The sequence below is a fragment of the Cohaesibacter marisflavi genome (assembly GCF_963665895.2).
Classification (GTDB): Bacteria; Pseudomonadota; Alphaproteobacteria; order Rhizobiales; family Cohaesibacteraceae; genus Cohaesibacter; species Cohaesibacter marisflavi.
This window is the reverse complement of sequence record NZ_OY762534.1, coordinates 2,863,130-2,877,752: the sequence shown is the minus strand read 5'-3', so window position 1 is coordinate 2,877,752 and position 14,623 is coordinate 2,863,130. Positions and strand designations below refer to the sequence as shown.

Genomic DNA, 14,623 nt, shown 5'->3' with positions numbered 1-14,623 from the left:
AGCGGGGCGCCGTCTCTTTGGGGCTGCCCGGCCATTCAAACCGGTGGTTCAGTGCGTCGCTGGGGTTTACCAGCGGCGCTCAAAGCGGCGACGCAGAAGCACCGCGGAAATATTCATCAGCGCAAGAAACGCCAGAAGGATCAGGATCGCAGCGGATGTCCGCTCCGTGAAGGCGCGTTGTGCTTCCCCCGACCACATATAGATCTGCACGGGCAGGGCCGTTGCCGGATCAAGCGGCGTTGTCGGGAAGTCCTTGATGAAGGCCACCATGCCGATCATCAGCAGAGGTGCGGTTTCACCAAGTGCCTGCGCCAGACCGATAATCGTACCTGTCAGGATACCCGGTGTTGCCAGGGGCAGGACATGGTGGAAAATCGCCTGTGTCTTGGAAGCGCCCACACCAAGTGCCGCTTCACGAATGGAAGGTGGAACAGCCTTGAGAGCCGAACGGGTCGCAATGATGATGGTCGGCAGCGTCATGAGGGTTAGAACCAGACCGCCAACAAGCGAAGCGGACCGCGGCAGTCCGGCAAAGTTGATGAATACAGCCAGCCCCAACAGACCGAACACAATGGAAGGCACTGCGGCGAGGTTGTTGATATTCACCTCGATAAGGTCGGTCCAGCGATTTTTCGGTGCAAATTCTTCCAAATAAATGGAAGCGGCAACACCGATTGGCAGAGCCAGCACCAGCACGATGAGCATCATGAAAATAGAGCCCATGACGGCCACGGCAATACCGGCCGATTCCGGTCGGGAGGAGGGACCATTCACGAACAGGTTGGTGTTGAATTGCTTCTCCATCGCCCCGTCTTCAACCAGCTGATCGATATAGGCGATCTGTGCATCTTTGACCAGACGCTGTGTTTCAGGAATGTCGCGCGGGATCTGGCCTTTGACAAAGCTGTCGATGTCGCCATCTGCCAGTGCCCAATAATCTATCCGCGTGCCGATCAGATCGGGATTTTCAACAACCAGATCGCGCAGATCGACCGACGCCCCCTTGGAAAGCAGGCTCTTTGCCACACGCTGCTGTTTGCGTGTTGCTTTGTCATTGGGGTCCAGACCTACGGCCTTGGAAACAGCCCGCTCCAGAACCTTGTTGTAGCGGATCGGCATCTGGATGGTGCTGATGTCGCGGTTGCCGGACGGGTCAATCAGCTCGGCATTAAGGTAAAGATCGAGATGAATTTTAGTCTGCTGAAAGGCGGAATAGCCTTTCGTGACAATAGACAGGAACAGCATCACGAGGAACAGCACGCCCAGAATGATGGCTGTGATGCCCAGAGCCTGAAAGCGACGTTCTTTACTGTAGCGCTTTTTCAGTCCCAGATCGCGCTGCGTGCTCGTGGCGATGGTTTCGCCCTGTGTGTTGGTTGCATCAGTCATCAGTCATACTGCTCCCGATATTTCCGCACGATGTGCAGAGCAAAGATGTTGAGCCCCAGGGTGATGACAAACAGGGTGATACCCAGCGCAAAGGCCACAAGGGTTTGCGGAGAGTTGAACTCAAGGTCACCAGTCAACTGGCTGACAATTTTCACGGTCACTGTTGTCACCGCTTCAAACGGGTTGGCTGTCAGGTTGGCCGCGATGCCTGCGGCCATGACGACGATCATCGTTTCACCAATGGCGCGGGACGCTGCGAGCAGAACGGAGCCGACGATCCCCGGCAGGGCGGCGGGCAGAATGACTTTCTTGATCGTTTCCGACTTGGTCGCTCCCAACCCCAGAGAGCCATCACGCAGGGACTGCGGCACCGCCGTGATAATGTCATCGGACAGCGAAGAGATGAACGGGATCAACATGATGCCCATGACGAAGCCTGCCGTCAGCACCGAGGTAGCGGAAATATTCAGTCCGATAGCCGCACCGGCGTCATGAAGGAACGGACCGACGGTGACCAGCGCAAAGAAACCATAAACAATGGTCGGGATGCCGGCGAGAATTTCCAGAAGCGGCTTGGCAATGGCGCGGACCGAATTGTTGGCATATTCGGCCATATAGATGGCTGCGAACATGCCGATTGGAACCGCTACGAGCAAGGCGACAAAGGAAATATACAGAGTACCCCAGAGCAACGGAATAAGACCGAAGGAACCTTCGCCCCCGCCCTCGCGACCGGCGGACGTAAAGCGAGGATCCCACTCGGTGCCAAAGAAGAAGTTGAACGGATGCACCTGACTGAAGAAGTGGATCGCTTCAAACAACATCGAAAGCACAATGCCCACGGTCGTCAGGATGGCGATCGAGGAAGCCAGCACCAGCGCGACCTTGATGTTGCTTTCAACAAGGTTGCGTGCACGCAATCGCGGTTTGACGCGCAGATAGGAAAGGACAAACCCGAGAATGACCAGTAGGACAACCCCGGCGATCAGAACCATATTACCGGTCGCGTTGACCTCATTGAGCCGGTTTGCTGCATCCACCACAGCGCCGGGCACATCTTCAGCTAGCGCGACGCCAACCGATTTGAGAGTCGGGCGTACGGCGACAAGGCCATTGTGAAGCTTGGCAGCGGTGTCCTCGTCCAGAAGGCTGACACCAATTGCGACACTTTCAACAACGCTGCGCATCAGGGCGCGGCGGGTGTCGAGCGTTTCATACTGCTCTTTGTCTTCGCAAATGGCGGGGGTTTCCGCATCCGCGTCCCCTTCAATCCGCGCCAGCGAAAGATCGCAGGATTGGGTGTAGCCAGTGCGCAACTCGGTGTCGATCACTGAGCTGTTATAGAATGGCTGCGCAACAAGAATGGCCACCATGTAGAAAATTGCCGGAAGCGCGGTCCATATCAGTACATAGGAACCGTAATATCCGGGACGCGAATGAAGTGTAGCTATATTTCCGTTGACGCAGGAGACGGCGCGATTACGCCCCAGAACTGCACCGACCAGCGCGAAAACGATGATAGCTACCAAAAGCCATAACGGGCTCATAGCGATCTGCCCCTTGAGCGATTTCAATTATCGCATTGTAAATTTACTACGAGATTTCTCTGGTTGCCTGCATCCGACTTCATCTAGAAAAATCGGTAAGACGGAGAAAACCGCTCCAGACGTCTGCCCCATAATCGTGCGCCATTCCGTAGACGGAAAACGGGACTTCACTTTTTCCTTGCGGGTCAACTAACGGAAAAACCAGTTGACGGAAGTCAAAAAAAACCATGCGCAGGGAGCCCCCGCGCATGGCTCTAAAGAGCAAAGCTTAAAGGGTTTTACCTTCAGCGATCGCAGCTTTGATAGCTTCGCGTTCTGCTTCCGGAGCAGGAACCAGACCATATTCAGAGGTCGGGGAGCCTTCGCCGGTCATGTCGTCGGACATGAAGAAGTCAACATATTCTTTCAGGCCAGGGATAACACCCAGGTGAGATTTCTTGACATAGAAGAACAGCGGACGAGACACAGGGTAGGTGCCGTCAGCGATCACTTCAGCATTCGGGGAAATGCCGGACATGGTAGCCACTTTCAGCTTGTCCATGTTGTTTTCATAGAAAGCAAGACCGAACACGCCGAAGCCGGTTTTGTTGCTGTCGATGCGAGCGAGGGTTTCGGTGTAATCGCCGTCGATGTCGATGGCTTTACCGTCTTTGCGAACCTTCATGCATTCTTTGCCAGCGGCTTTCTTGTCAAGGCCGGAAGCAACATACAGATCGAAGGCGCCAGCGGCTTTACAGCCAGCTTCCAGAACCTTGGTTTCGAAAACTTCACGGGTACCGTGTTTTTCGCCAGGAATGTAAGCTGCGATTTCCCAGTCAGCAAAGTTGGCGTCAACGTCAGACCATTTGGTGTTAGAGTTGTCGACCAGTTTGCCGTCTTTAACGATTTTCGGAGCCAGAGCGTTGAACCAGTGAATTGGTTCGAAAGCGAAGTCCGGGCCGTTTACGTCAGAAGCGAACACGATGCCATCGTAGCCGATTTTGACTTCCATGATTTCCTTGACGCCGTTTTCAGCGCAGGTCGCGATTTCTTTGTCTTTGATCTTACGGGAAGCGTTGGCAACGTCGATGGTGTCTTCACCAGCGCCCTGACAGAACTGTTTCAGGCCAGCAGAAGAACCACCGGATTCAACAACCGGGGTTTTGAAGTCAGGGTAGTTTTCACCAAAAGATTCGGCAACGATGGTTGCATAAGGAAGAACGGTGGAAGAACCAGCAACCTGAACCTGGTCACGAGCCTGTGCGGCGGTACCAGCAAGAACGGCGGTGGCAGCAATAGCAGCTGCACTAGCAAAAGAAGCGAATTTCACTTGACCTCTCCATAAGTCAGTTTTTTCGAGCGACGAGCCACACAATTGGCTTTCAAAGTGCGCTCACGAATATGCCGACCTTCCCGTGAAAGACTTGCGCCTATCTGTGCAAGCATGATGACCGGGTGGCCGGGACAAGCGCGAACCTATCCTTCGTATGTGATGGGTATATGACATCTGTATTTCAGTTTTATGACAATTTAAGCAACTGAAATATATGGAGAATTTTTTGGACAATTATAAAACCGTCACAAAGTGTCACAAATCGGCAGAGTCGCTCACCGGCAAGCGGACCTGAAAGGTTGCGCCTTCGCCGGGCTGGCTTTCCACCAGCAGCTTGCCGCGGTGCCGCGTAAGAATATGTTTTACAATGGCTAATCCGAGTCCGGTGCCCTTCTGCTCTCTGGAAGAGGCGACATCCACGCGATAAAAGCGCTCTGTCAGGCGGGGCAAATGCTCCTGCGAAATGCCTGCTCCATAGTCCCTCACATTGAAGCAATGATAGGGCTTGCCGTCTGCAGAATCGATGATCCGACTGTAACTGATGTCGATCTTCTCGCCGTCCTTGCCATATTTAAGGGCGTTCTCGACCAGATTCTCGAACACCTGCACCAGCTCATCACGATCACCGGAAACCCAGAGATTGTCATCCAGCTGATTGGATTCGATTGCGACAGCCAGATCTTGAGCCAGCGGGCTGAGGCTATCGATGACGTGACGCATGATCTTGGAGAGATCAACGCGCGTGTCGGGCAATACATGTGCGCGCATTTCGATTCTCGACAGAGACAACAGATCGGAAACCAGCCGCGACATGCGCTCGGATTGATCAAGCATGATGCGCAAAAAGCGGTCGCGTGCGACCGGATCATCCTTGGCCGGGCCCAACAAGGTTTCGATAAAGCCGATGACGGACGCCAGCGGCGTGCGCAATTCATGGCTGGCATTGGCTACGAAGTCAGCACGCATCCGGGCCATATTCTTCTGTTCTGTCTGATCATGCAGAAGCAGCAGGATGAATTCGGGGCGATGCTCCCCTTCAGGGTCGGAATTTAGATGAATAGGGGTGACCCATGCTTCATAAAAGCGTTCGCTGTGGCTCTTGAGGGTATAGTCCACCTTTTCGATGGGGCCGCCATCGAGTACATTATCCAATGCGGCCAGCATGTCCGGCTGTCTGATTCTGAAGGACAGCGGGTCGCCTTCTTTTACATTGCCAAAAATGGACGAGCCTGCATGGTTGGCAAAGCGGACGATGCCGCGCCGATCCAGAATGAAGCAGGGGTCCGGTAGGGCAGAGGCCAGTTTGCGCATGTTGACGTCAGGCACGATCGCACGACGGCGTGCTTCCACCTTGGCCTTGAGGCGCGTAACCTTACGGCGGCGTGGCAGAAACATCGTGGCCATGATCACAGCAACAAGAACAAGCCCCACATGCCACATTTCCCGCTCGTCCTGCATGGCAATCCAGCTTAGGCCAATGGCCATGACGATCAGAGACCAACGCGCGCCATACAACCGGTTCAGCGGGCCTCCGCCCAAAAGGCGGTCCAGATCGGCCGAAGTTCCAAGTCTTGCTTTGCGGTTGTCGCGTGCCATGTGGTTCATTCCAATTCAACAATAATCAAAAAAGCCGGGGGCCTTGTTTCCCCGATTGGCTGGCAAGCACCATGCCAAACAAAAGCAACCATTTTGCAACAACGACCTGCCGCACTTATTGCGCAAGGGAAATTCGAACAAAATTTCGCCAATCTGCTCGAAGATGCAACAGGGCAAGAGTGGTTCGATGAGCTGGCGATATCCGGGAAACCGTTCGGCCATTCCTGCTCATTGGCTGAGAAAACGTCGGTTATGCATTATTTTATAGAGCTTTAAAGAGAAAACACCGCATTCTCAAGAGGACCAAAACACAGATTGGCCGCTGGCGCAGGCGCAAGCAGCCGATAAAAGTTTGTTGTTGATATCTCACCGGCGGCCGTCTTTGACGACTGAGACCCCGAGACCCCGAGACCCTAAGACCCTGAGGCATGCAGGCAGCGCATGCGCGTACAAAGCCAGAGGGTATCAGTTCAGAATTTTGGTCTGATCTGGAATGTCGAGCGAGAAAGTGGGAATGGTAACATCAAACTTCGTCCCGTCATCCAGTTCCATTTCATAATGGCCAGACATGAAGCCACTTTCGCTATCGAGCGGACAGCCCGAGGTATATTGGAAGCTGTTGCCGGCGCCAATATGGGGGCGCTCCCCGACCACGCCATGGCCATGGACTTCCTGTATTCGACCCTGACCATCCACTATTCGCCAGAAACGAGCCTGGAGCTGAATGTTGGATTGGCCGTTGTTGCAGATTTCAACATGATAGGTCCAAACATGTTGTCCTCTGTCGGGTGTTGATTGGTCCGGCTGATATTCCGGCACAACCATGACTTGAATCGATCCGGTTGTTGCTGTGTATTTCTGCACTTGGTCCTCATACTCCGGTGGAACGATGGTTCATGCTAGGCTTGGCCATCGGAATAGAATGAAGAAATCAGAGTTATGTTCCGGCAAAACTCGCGAAAAATTCATAGGAATTGTTTAGCAAAGCTTTGTCCAAATTAATATAACCTCCCTGCTGTATTATAGAACAGGCAGACCAGAAATTGTATTGGTAATAGTTCAATCCACAAACAGACATGTCTTACCAATACTAATTAGGTAATCAAATATAGGCGCACCTAAACTTTAAGAGAAGAAATGGAAGGATCACCATGCTGGATGCCCGGATAAAAGGAATCATAGACCCAACAATTGGGCATATCGGCAAGAGCCTGCATGCGTTTGGGGTAACTGCCAATCAAATAACGACGCTTGGCTTGATTATCGGTGGCATCGCAGGCCTGTTTATCGCCTATGAGTTGTATCTTTGGGGTCTGCTGCTGATTGGCCTGAGCCGTTTGATGGATGGGCTGGACGGTGCTGTCGCCCGAGCAGGGCGAAAAACCGATCTAGGCGGTTATCTCGACATTGTCTTCGATTTCATTTTCTACGGTCTTGTTCCGCTGGCATTCGCCTTCGCGCGCCCGGAGAATGCTCTGCCTGCCGCTGTACTACTGATGGTCTTTTATGCCAATGGGGCAAGCTTTCTTGCCTTTGCCATCATGGCCGAGAAGCGCAAGATCTCAACCGAGAGCCATGGCTCAAAATCGCTTTATTTTACCGGCGGGCTTGCCGAAGCGGGGGAAACATATGCGGTCTTTGCTCTGTTCTGCCTGCTGCCGGACTGGTTTGGCGTGATCGCCTATAGCTTTGCAGCCATAACCGCGATCACCACGGTCTCACGCATTCTGCTGGCCAGAGAGCTGTTCACCGATACGGATTAGCCCGATGGAAAGGCGCCTGAAAGTGATGCGCATCTCTGATCATTGCGCACCGCAAGCAACCGTGCCAAGGCAATCTTTGGCATTATAGGCAAAATGCCTCAAGGCAGAACCAGATGTCCGTCATCTCCAATGGGGAAGGCACCCCAGGCAACTTCCCAGAGATAGCCGTCGGGATCGGAGAAATAGCCGCTATAGCCGCCCCAGAAGGTGTCACTGGCGGATTTCCTGATCTCGGCCCCCGCTTTTTGAGCCAGCAGTAACACACTATCTACCTCTTCTCGCTCACGACAATTATGCGCCAGCGTGATGCCACAAGCACCTGCCTGCGGTTTGAACGTTCCGCCGGGGATCTCCTCGGCCATTTTGTCGATTGGATAGAGTGCAAACACCGTGCCCCATGTCTTGAAAAAGGCAACGCCATCGCCCGACGTATAGCTTGAGGGCCAGCTTAGGCCATCGCGATAGAAACGCACGGATTGCTCAAGATCGGTGACGCCAAGGGTGACCAGTGATAACCGCGGGTCCATGCATATCCTCCTAATCGGGCAGAATGATCCTGTCCGCTATAATGCTGCGTTATAGGCCCTAGGATAATGCGCAATTGAGAAAAGCAATTTTCTCAATTTGGGAGCACGAGCCGACACTGTGGCAAAATTTATCAAGATACGCTGGCAAGGGCGCAGGATATTCTAATTTAAAAATGAACTTTAAGATCCTCTTTCTTGTAAAAACAGAGCGGAAAAGCACAATAGCCCCAACAAAAGCGCTGGGGCCGGGGAGGCTTCTGGCTGCTTGAGACATCACGTTCAAACAATTCGCAAATGCAGCGATGCTGATAGACCGAATTGGCTCACACGGAGACACTTATGAAAAAAATGCTATTCCAAGCCTTCGTTGCATTCGGGCTGTTTGTAACCCCGACCTTCGCCGCAACCTTCGGGCCTTTGGTTTCCCCACAGGATCTCAATGCTGTTGCAGATGCTGACAAGCCTCTGATCATCGATATTCGTGGTAACAGTAAAGACGGCACCAGCCTGTTTGAACAGGGTCACATCGCTGGGTCGGTCAACGCACCTTATGGTCTGTTTCGTGGCCCCAAGGAAAATCCGGGCCAGCTGGTAACCGAAGAACACTTGGAAAAAGTGCTCGGTGACATCGGAGCGGAAAAAGACCGTGCCACGGTCATTGCCTATCAGGGGGCCAACATCTCTGATTTTGGTGCGGCAGCCCGCGTCTACTGGACGCTGAAATCGGCAGGCTTTACCGATATTGCCATTCTCAATGGCGGACTGAACAATTGGGAGCAGCAGGGCCTTTCCTTCGAAACTGGCGCGGTATCTCCTCAGAAAACCACCATTGATGTGACCTTCTCTGATGAATGGCGTGCCTCTCGCGAAGAGATTTTGAAGATCGTCAATGGTGAAGAGAAGGCCCGTCTGGTCGACGCCCGTCCGGAAGAATTCTGGAAAGGCGAGAAAAAGCACCCTGCTGCGGCCAAGCCTGGCACATTGCCTCAGTCTGAATATTTCGTGCATTCAAGCTGGTTCGATAACAAGCCGGTCATTGCCGATGCGGCCAAGGTCAAGCAATTGGCCAATGAGGCTGGCTTCAAGGGTGGCGAAGAGCTTGTAAGCTTCTGCAACACCGGTCATTGGGCAGCAACCAACTGGTTCGCGCTTTCCGAACTGGCCGAGCTGGACAATGTGAAGCTCTATCCGGAATCTGTGGTGGGCTATTCCAACGCTGGCTATGATCTGGCCAACACGCCAGGCCTTGTTCAAACCCTCATCAAACAGGTAACCGGCGGCTAATCCAGTGACTGATATCAGCGCATCTTTTGAGACCCCTTCCAAGGGGTCTCGTCTGTTTATAAGGGCCGCTCTTATAGGTGTCGCCCTTATTGCCATCTTAACCCTGATTGCTGCTGCCGGCGTCCGCTACGGGCTTCTGCTGGCCATCGGCATCGGTTTCGGCCTGACGCTTGAGGGTTTGCGGTTCGGCTTTGCCGGACCATGGCGGGCCATGATCCTGCGGCGCGAACCGGCGGGCCTTCTTGCTCAGCTTATCGCCATTGCTTTGGTGGCTATAGTCGCGTTTCCGCTGCTCTCGGGAGACCATTCCGAATTGATCGGAGCTCATGCCGCCATTGGCTGGGCCATGGTCGGGGGCGCTTTTGTCTTTGGAGCGGCCATGCAGCTTGTGCTTGGCTGTGGCTCGGGGACGCTGGTCAATGCGGGCAGCGGCAATCCGGTGAGCGTGGTTGCGCTCCCCTTCTTCATCATCGGTGCCTTTGCCGGATCATATCATCTGCTCTGGTGGACGGAACTGGGGCAGTTGCCTCTGGTAGCTCTGCAAGGCACAAGCGGTCTAGGTATCACCCTGTTGGGTCTGCTGATCGTGGGAGGCGTGGCTTTGGCTATCGCGCCAAAGCAGGCACGCAAGGTGCCGCGCCGCTTGCTCGTTGCTGCCCTTTTGCTCGCCGCACTGGCAGTCGCCAACTTTGTCGTAGCCGGTCAGCCTTGGGGCGTCGTCTATGGCCTCGGGCTTTGGGGAGCAAAAGTCACCAGCGCGCTGGGCGCCGATCTGTCTGCCTCTCCCTACTGGGCAAGTGCAGCTCATCAGGAGCGGCTCGCGGCCAGCCTTCTGACTGACTACACATCGCTGACCAACCTTGGGATCATTCTGGGCGCCTTCATCGTGGCGGTCTGGCGGTCTGGCCTCTCGGCGAAACTGCCCTCCCTGTCTGCAAAGGCATGGATTGCCGCCATCGTGGCGGGGTTCCTGTTGGGCTATTCGTCCCGTCTGGCGCTAGGCTGTAATGTCGGCGCCTTCTTCTCGGGTATCTCGACGGGCAGCCTGCATGGCTGGGCCTGGTTCGTGGCCGCCTTTGCCGGTTCGTGGGTTGGTATCCGCTTGCGCAAACCACTGGGACTGGAGGGGTAGAAACATGACTGGATTTTTCACAAGTCGGGCGTTGCCTGCATCAGCAACTCTGCTGGCACTTGGTGCGCTTCTGGTCTTCGATCTTCAGACAAGCCAGCCGCTCAATCCCTATACGGCGCCGGCTGCCATCATGCTGGGCTCGGATGAAGCGGCCAGCGGGGCCTTTTGTGCGCTGGTCCCGCCCAAGAAATGAGCTTTTAGAGTTAGACAGTAGCAAATATGGTCCGGGCGGGTTTCTCGTCCGGACTTTTATATCAAAGATTAGTCAAGGGGTCAGGCAGGCTTGCGCCCCTTGGAATAGCGCCCAATCTGCTCTTCAGAGAGGCGAACCGTGCGCTTCGTTTCTTGACTGATCGGGCACCAAAGTGTTCTGACGCTGGCCATAATGCGCTTGTCGCTCAAGCGGATAATCTCGGTGAAGCGTTCGCATTTATGGTGCTCATAATAGCCAACCCATGTGCGGGCAACCAGCTTGTCACCTTCAAAAGCGGGGCGCTTGTAGTCTATTTCATGGCGGGTGATGAGCCAGACCATCGCAGTGTGATCATCTTCATGGGCAACAGCATCCCAATGCTCGGTCGCCGCTTCCTGAACCCAGCGCAAATAGATGGTGTTGTTGACATGTCCCATCATGTCGATATCGGAAGGCAGAACCTCGATCGGCATGTCATAGGGAATGGTCGGGTCTTTTTCAGAGCAAGAATTCTGGGACATCTATCTTTGCCTTTTGGACGTGATGCGGCCAGTCTATTCGAGGAAAGGGGGCAGCTTCAAGGCAATCGGCAAAGCAATAGGGGCGCTTCTGGAAAAGCGCCCCTGAAACTGGTGAATAGCTCTGTCGGGTGACGATCAGAGGCTGGCAAGTGCCTGCTCGAAATCTTCCCAAAGGTCTTCTACATCTTCAAGACCAACCGAGAAACGCAATGTGCCCTGACCGATACCGGCTGCAGCCAGCTGATCATCGGTGAGACGCTGATGTGTGGTGGTGGCCGGATGGGTGATCAGGCTCTTGGCGTCGCCCAGATTGTTGGAAATCTTGATGACCTTAAGGGCATTTTCCAGCTGGAAGGCCTTTTCCTTGCCGCCAGCCACGTTGAGCGCAACCATGGTAGAGCCGCCGCGCATCTGTTTCTTGCAGACGTCAGCCTGCGGATGATCCTCGCGACCGGGATAGAAAATGCGCTCTATGGCTTTGTGCTCTGCCAGACGGTCGGCAAGGATGCCCGCGCTCAGGGTCTGTTCCTTCACGCGCAGAGGGAAGGTTTCCAGTCCCTTGAGCATGATCCATGCATTGAACGGAGAAAGCGACGGGCCGGTATGGCGATGGATATCCTTGAATTCTTCTTCCAGAAACTGTTCGGTCGACAACACGACACCGCCCAGACATCGACCCTGACCATCAATATGCTTGGTAGCAGAATAGATGACCACATCGGCCCCCAGCGCCAGCGGGCTTTGCCACATGGCCGTTGCAAACACGTTATCGACAACCAGCTTTGCACCAGCCTCATGAGCAATCTCGGCGACGCCAGCAATATCGATGACGGAGAGAACCGGGTTGGTCGGGCTTTCAAGGAAGCAGGCACGGGTGTTTGGCCGCATCGCCGCTTTCCATTCTTCCAGATTGGTGCCGTCGACCAAGGTGCATTCAACGCCGAAGCGGGGCAGCAACTCCGAAACGATATAAAGACAGGAGCCGAATAGGGCGCTGGCAGCCACCACATGATCTCCGGCCTTCACGCAAGAAAGCATGGCTGATGAAACTGCCGCCATGCCGGAGGCCGTACCGCGCGCGCCTTCAGCGCCTTCGAGCAGCGCCATACGGCTTTCGAACATCGAGACAGTCGGGTTGGCATAACGCGAATAGACATAGCCCGGTTCCTCGCCATTGAAGCGGGCCTCCTGAGCTTCTGCACTGTCATAGACGTAACCCTGCGTCATGAAAAGCGCTTCGGATGTTTCCCCCCACTGCGAACGCATAGCGCCTCCATGGACCATTTCGGTCGCTGGGCGATAACCGGTTTCGGGCTTTTTGGTCTCAGACATGGCTCAATCCTGTTCTTGTTTTTCCCACACGCCGTCCGGAGCAGAACACCGCGAGACGTCGGGCTCATTCTTCGTGGGTGGCCGGATTTTGGGCAAAATAAAACCCGGCGACATAGGTTAGTATGGCCGGGATAGACTGTTTTTCATCCCCGACCTTTTAGCAACATTCTTTTACGTGGCGGCAAGCCGGTCGGCTCAAATGACCACAAGTGCGACATTCTGTACGCTCAAAGACCTCACCTGTCAATGGCACGGCTCCGGGCACCAGTGTCCCGCCTAAGGCATGCCGCTGGCAGGCCCGCTTATGAATCCGAGGAAACACAATATTGGTGATAGGATTTGATGACCCGTCCCAACTCTCTGGAATCACCACTCAGAATATAGGTTCCGAGCTTCTCGGGTAGATGGCGCATCTTCTTGCTGGAGCCGCAGGTCTGGGTGACATCATAGCTGCCCAGTTGGTCGAAGCCATATTGTTTGACAAGGCGTTGTTCTGCGGATTCCGCAAACTCGCCCCAGACAGCTCCGCGCAACCCGTGTTTGTCGCTCACATACTCCCAGATCTGCTGCTTGGCGCTCTGCACCTTCTGCTCGATCTCAGGGGTGAAGTGAAACTTCAGGAGGCTCTGACGCCCCGGTTTGCTGGAAACCAGACTGGACTGGGTGACAGATGCTGTTTCCCTGATGTCGAGCCGAAATTCCTGCAGGCGAAGGGAATAGGGATCTGCGCAATTGCGTGCTGTTTCAACCCGATTGATGATCTCGCAATCCTTCACCACCAGATCACTGCCATAGGCGACATTGGATGTCTCTGAAAGCGCCTTTTGAATGATGCTTTCCATTCGCGCCACTTCTCTCTTGCTGAAAAGCGGTTTGATTTTGGCAAAGCTCTTTCCTTCGAAAAGGGCCAGAAAGCAGATGGCAACAATGATCACCGAGAATAGGGAAGTTAAGACGATAATATTCTTTTTCATTTTTTCGCAAAATGTCTGTGTCTGGTGGAACTAGTCAATGAGGGAATTTTGGTCGAAACTGTTTTAAACGCGCATAGCAGAAAGATTAAAATTGAATCTATTTCACGATTAATGTGGAAAATTTCAATCTAAAGTTTAGGTATTTTTGACAAGGGATTAGGTGTCGTTCGATTGCCGATGTGCTCAATCGCAAGCACAAGACTTAGCTGTTGATGCAGCTGGCGTGGTAATTTTTCAAACTGTAGGCGGCACCGCGATCCACCGTTGAGAGGCTGATGGTACCAAGCGTCTTGGGCAGGTGGAACTGCTGGATGCTGCGTGAGCAATTCTGCGTTTTGGCATAACTGCGCATGCTGGGCAGCCCTGCACCCTTCACGGCATTCTGTTCTGCCGAATAGGCTTCTTGTGCCCACATGGAACCAGTATAGCCATTGTTATGCTGATTATAGCGCTTGAACAGCTGCTTGGCGCGATCGAACCGCTTTTGCACGTCTTCGGCGAATTCGAAGCGGATGGACCCGGCAGCACCGGTGCCGCGACGCGAATTTTCAAAAATTCGCACCTTGCGAACATCCTTGAGATCAATCTGGAACTCGTTGAAGCGCGCCGTCGGAGAGCCTGCGCAATCGCCCGTGCTGTTCAGCCGGTAGGTGATCTTGCAATTGTTCACCTGCACCTGATCGCTGAAGGGATTGAAATAGGCCATATTCGATTCAAGGAAGGATTCAATCTTGCTTTCCGCTTCCTGCTTCCCGGCAGAAGTCAAACGTGTACCATTGAGCTGATTGGAGTTTGCCGGAGTCTCGTATGTGAGAATGATGCCTGTGATAAAGCAGGCCGTTAAAATGCAAACCGCGAGGAGCTTTTTCATCTAAGACACTATTGTTCCTGGTTGGCCATATAGCAATGGCGCCTGCTGTCGTCAGACGCCTTCTGTCAAGGTGTGTCCAATATTAGTAGACTTCCCTATTTCTGCGGTAAAAATAAAAGCTAAAATTTGAACCAACTGCCCATTTGTGCACAACTACAAATGTGTCTATGCATTTCTGGACT

General features: G+C 53.8%; 15 protein-coding genes and 1 riboswitch. Of the genes, 5 read left to right on the top strand and 10 right to left on the bottom strand.

From position 1 onward, the window contains the following. Positions 1 to 66: 66 nt before the first annotated feature. The 4 genes from pstA to ACKPCT_RS14090 all read right to left on the bottom strand — a co-directional run bounded on the left by pstA (position 67) and on the right by ACKPCT_RS14090 (position 5,844). Entirely contained in the window at positions 67 to 1,389 is a 1,323-nt protein-coding gene (gene pstA / locus ACKPCT_RS14105) for a phosphate ABC transporter permease PstA (RefSeq protein ID WP_090069923.1), read from the bottom strand. Then, on the bottom strand, positions 1,389 to 2,936 hold the full coding sequence (gene pstC, locus ACKPCT_RS14100) for a phosphate ABC transporter permease subunit PstC (RefSeq protein ID WP_090069926.1): 1,548 nt from the start codon (positions 2,934 to 2,936) through the stop codon (positions 1,389 to 1,391). The genes pstA and pstC overlap by 1 nt, the downstream gene beginning before the upstream one ends. A gap of 268 nt (positions 2,937 to 3,204) precedes the next feature. Then, a complete protein-coding gene (locus ACKPCT_RS14095; RefSeq protein WP_090069928.1) occupies positions 3,205 to 4,245 on the bottom strand; it encodes a substrate-binding domain-containing protein in 1,041 nt (346 codons plus the stop codon). 258 nt (positions 4,246 to 4,503) lie between these two features. Continuing rightward, positions 4,504 to 5,844 (bottom strand): ATP-binding protein, encoded by a 1,341-nt coding sequence (locus ACKPCT_RS14090; RefSeq protein WP_319567202.1) that lies wholly within the window; start codon positions 5,842 to 5,844, stop codon positions 4,504 to 4,506. Between ACKPCT_RS14090 and ACKPCT_RS14085 the strand changes: the two genes are divergently transcribed. After that, entirely contained in the window at positions 5,845 to 6,120 is a 276-nt protein-coding gene (locus ACKPCT_RS14085) for a hypothetical protein (protein WP_319567201.1), read from the top strand. A gap of 189 nt (positions 6,121 to 6,309) precedes the next feature. Here ACKPCT_RS14085 and apaG read toward each other — a convergent pair whose 3' ends face one another. Beyond that, positions 6,310 to 6,708, bottom strand: a complete 399-nt coding sequence (apaG, locus tag ACKPCT_RS14080; RefSeq protein WP_244544604.1) for a Co2+/Mg2+ efflux protein ApaG — start codon at positions 6,706 to 6,708, stop codon at positions 6,310 to 6,312. Positions 6,709 to 6,995: 287 nt separating this feature from the next. On the opposite strand from apaG, the gene ACKPCT_RS14075 reads away from it, so the two are divergent. Then, positions 6,996 to 7,607 (top strand): CDP-alcohol phosphatidyltransferase family protein, encoded by a 612-nt coding sequence (locus ACKPCT_RS14075; protein ID WP_319567200.1) that lies wholly within the window; start codon positions 6,996 to 6,998, stop codon positions 7,605 to 7,607. Between the two features lie 98 nt (positions 7,608 to 7,705). On the opposite strand, the gene ACKPCT_RS14070 is transcribed toward ACKPCT_RS14075, so the two are convergent. Further along, the gene (locus ACKPCT_RS14070) at positions 7,706 to 8,134 is read right to left on the bottom strand and encodes a VOC family protein (protein WP_319567199.1); all 429 of its coding nucleotides are present in this window, start codon (positions 8,132 to 8,134) and stop codon (positions 7,706 to 7,708) included. A gap of 339 nt (positions 8,135 to 8,473) precedes the next feature. Between ACKPCT_RS14070 and ACKPCT_RS14065 the strand changes: the two genes are divergently transcribed. The 3 genes from ACKPCT_RS14065 to ACKPCT_RS14055 are packed head-to-tail and all read left to right on the top strand — an operon-like array spanning position 8,474 to position 10,743. Continuing rightward, a complete protein-coding gene (locus ACKPCT_RS14065) occupies positions 8,474 to 9,418 on the top strand; it encodes a sulfurtransferase (protein WP_319567198.1) in 945 nt (314 codons plus the stop codon). A gap of 4 nt (positions 9,419 to 9,422) precedes the next feature. After that, positions 9,423 to 10,550: a YeeE/YedE family protein gene (locus ACKPCT_RS14060; protein WP_319567197.1), complete on the top strand. Its 1,128-nt coding sequence runs from the start codon at positions 9,423 to 9,425 to the stop codon at positions 10,548 to 10,550. Between the two features lie 4 nt (positions 10,551 to 10,554). Further along, positions 10,555 to 10,743 carry a hypothetical protein gene (locus tag ACKPCT_RS14055; RefSeq protein WP_090069944.1) on the top strand — a complete coding sequence of 63 codons (189 nt, stop codon included), beginning with the start codon at positions 10,555 to 10,557 and terminating at the stop codon, positions 10,741 to 10,743. 80 nt (positions 10,744 to 10,823) lie between these two features. Here ACKPCT_RS14055 and ACKPCT_RS14050 read toward each other — a convergent pair whose 3' ends face one another. The 4 genes from ACKPCT_RS14050 to ACKPCT_RS14035 form a co-directional block, all read right to left on the bottom strand. Then, on the bottom strand, positions 10,824 to 11,264 hold the full coding sequence (locus ACKPCT_RS14050; RefSeq protein WP_319567196.1) for an acyl-CoA thioesterase: 441 nt from the start codon (positions 11,262 to 11,264) through the stop codon (positions 10,824 to 10,826). A gap of 135 nt (positions 11,265 to 11,399) precedes the next feature. Then, positions 11,400 to 12,596: an O-succinylhomoserine sulfhydrylase gene (locus tag ACKPCT_RS14045; RefSeq protein ID WP_319567195.1), complete on the bottom strand. Its 1,197-nt coding sequence runs from the start codon at positions 12,594 to 12,596 to the stop codon at positions 11,400 to 11,402. 137 nt (positions 12,597 to 12,733) lie between these two features. Next, a riboswitch (SAM riboswitch) is annotated at positions 12,734 to 12,813 on the bottom strand. A gap of 85 nt (positions 12,814 to 12,898) precedes the next feature. Continuing rightward, positions 12,899 to 13,570 carry a hypothetical protein gene (locus tag ACKPCT_RS14040; protein ID WP_319567194.1) on the bottom strand — a complete coding sequence of 224 codons (672 nt, stop codon included), beginning with the start codon at positions 13,568 to 13,570 and terminating at the stop codon, positions 12,899 to 12,901. A 202-nt stretch (positions 13,571 to 13,772) separates the two neighbouring features. Further along, entirely contained in the window at positions 13,773 to 14,441 is a 669-nt protein-coding gene (locus tag ACKPCT_RS14035; RefSeq protein ID WP_319567193.1) for a hypothetical protein, read from the bottom strand. Positions 14,442 to 14,623: the final 182 nt, after the last annotated feature.

Excerpts from the sequence above, each read along its gene's own strand:
- ACKPCT_RS14065 (WP_319567198.1), top strand. The coding sequence starts at position 8,474 with ATGAAAAAAATGCTATTCCAAGCCTTCGTTGCATTCGGGCTGTTTGTA.
- ACKPCT_RS14035 (WP_319567193.1), bottom strand. The coding sequence starts at position 14,441 with ATGAAAAAGCTCCTCGCGGTTTGCATTTTAACGGCCTGCTTTATCACA.
- ACKPCT_RS14045 (WP_319567195.1), bottom strand. The coding sequence starts at position 12,596 with ATGTCTGAGACCAAAAAGCCCGAAACCGGTTATCGCCCAGCGACCGAA.
- pstC (WP_090069926.1), bottom strand. The coding sequence starts at position 2,936 with ATGAGCCCGTTATGGCTTTTGGTAGCTATCATCGTTTTCGCGCTGGTC.
- ACKPCT_RS14040 (WP_319567194.1), bottom strand. The coding sequence starts at position 13,570 with ATGAAAAAGAATATTATCGTCTTAACTTCCCTATTCTCGGTGATCATT.
- ACKPCT_RS14055 (WP_090069944.1), top strand. The coding sequence starts at position 10,555 with ATGACTGGATTTTTCACAAGTCGGGCGTTGCCTGCATCAGCAACTCTG.
- ACKPCT_RS14070 (WP_319567199.1), bottom strand. The coding sequence starts at position 8,134 with ATGGACCCGCGGTTATCACTGGTCACCCTTGGCGTCACCGATCTTGAG.
- ACKPCT_RS14090 (WP_319567202.1), bottom strand. The coding sequence starts at position 5,844 with ATGGCACGCGACAACCGCAAAGCAAGACTTGGAACTTCGGCCGATCTG.
- ACKPCT_RS14075 (WP_319567200.1), top strand. The coding sequence starts at position 6,996 with ATGCTGGATGCCCGGATAAAAGGAATCATAGACCCAACAATTGGGCAT.
- ACKPCT_RS14050 (WP_319567196.1), bottom strand. The coding sequence starts at position 11,264 with ATGTCCCAGAATTCTTGCTCTGAAAAAGACCCGACCATTCCCTATGAC.
- pstA (WP_090069923.1), bottom strand. The coding sequence starts at position 1,389 with ATGACTGATGCAACCAACACACAGGGCGAAACCATCGCCACGAGCACG.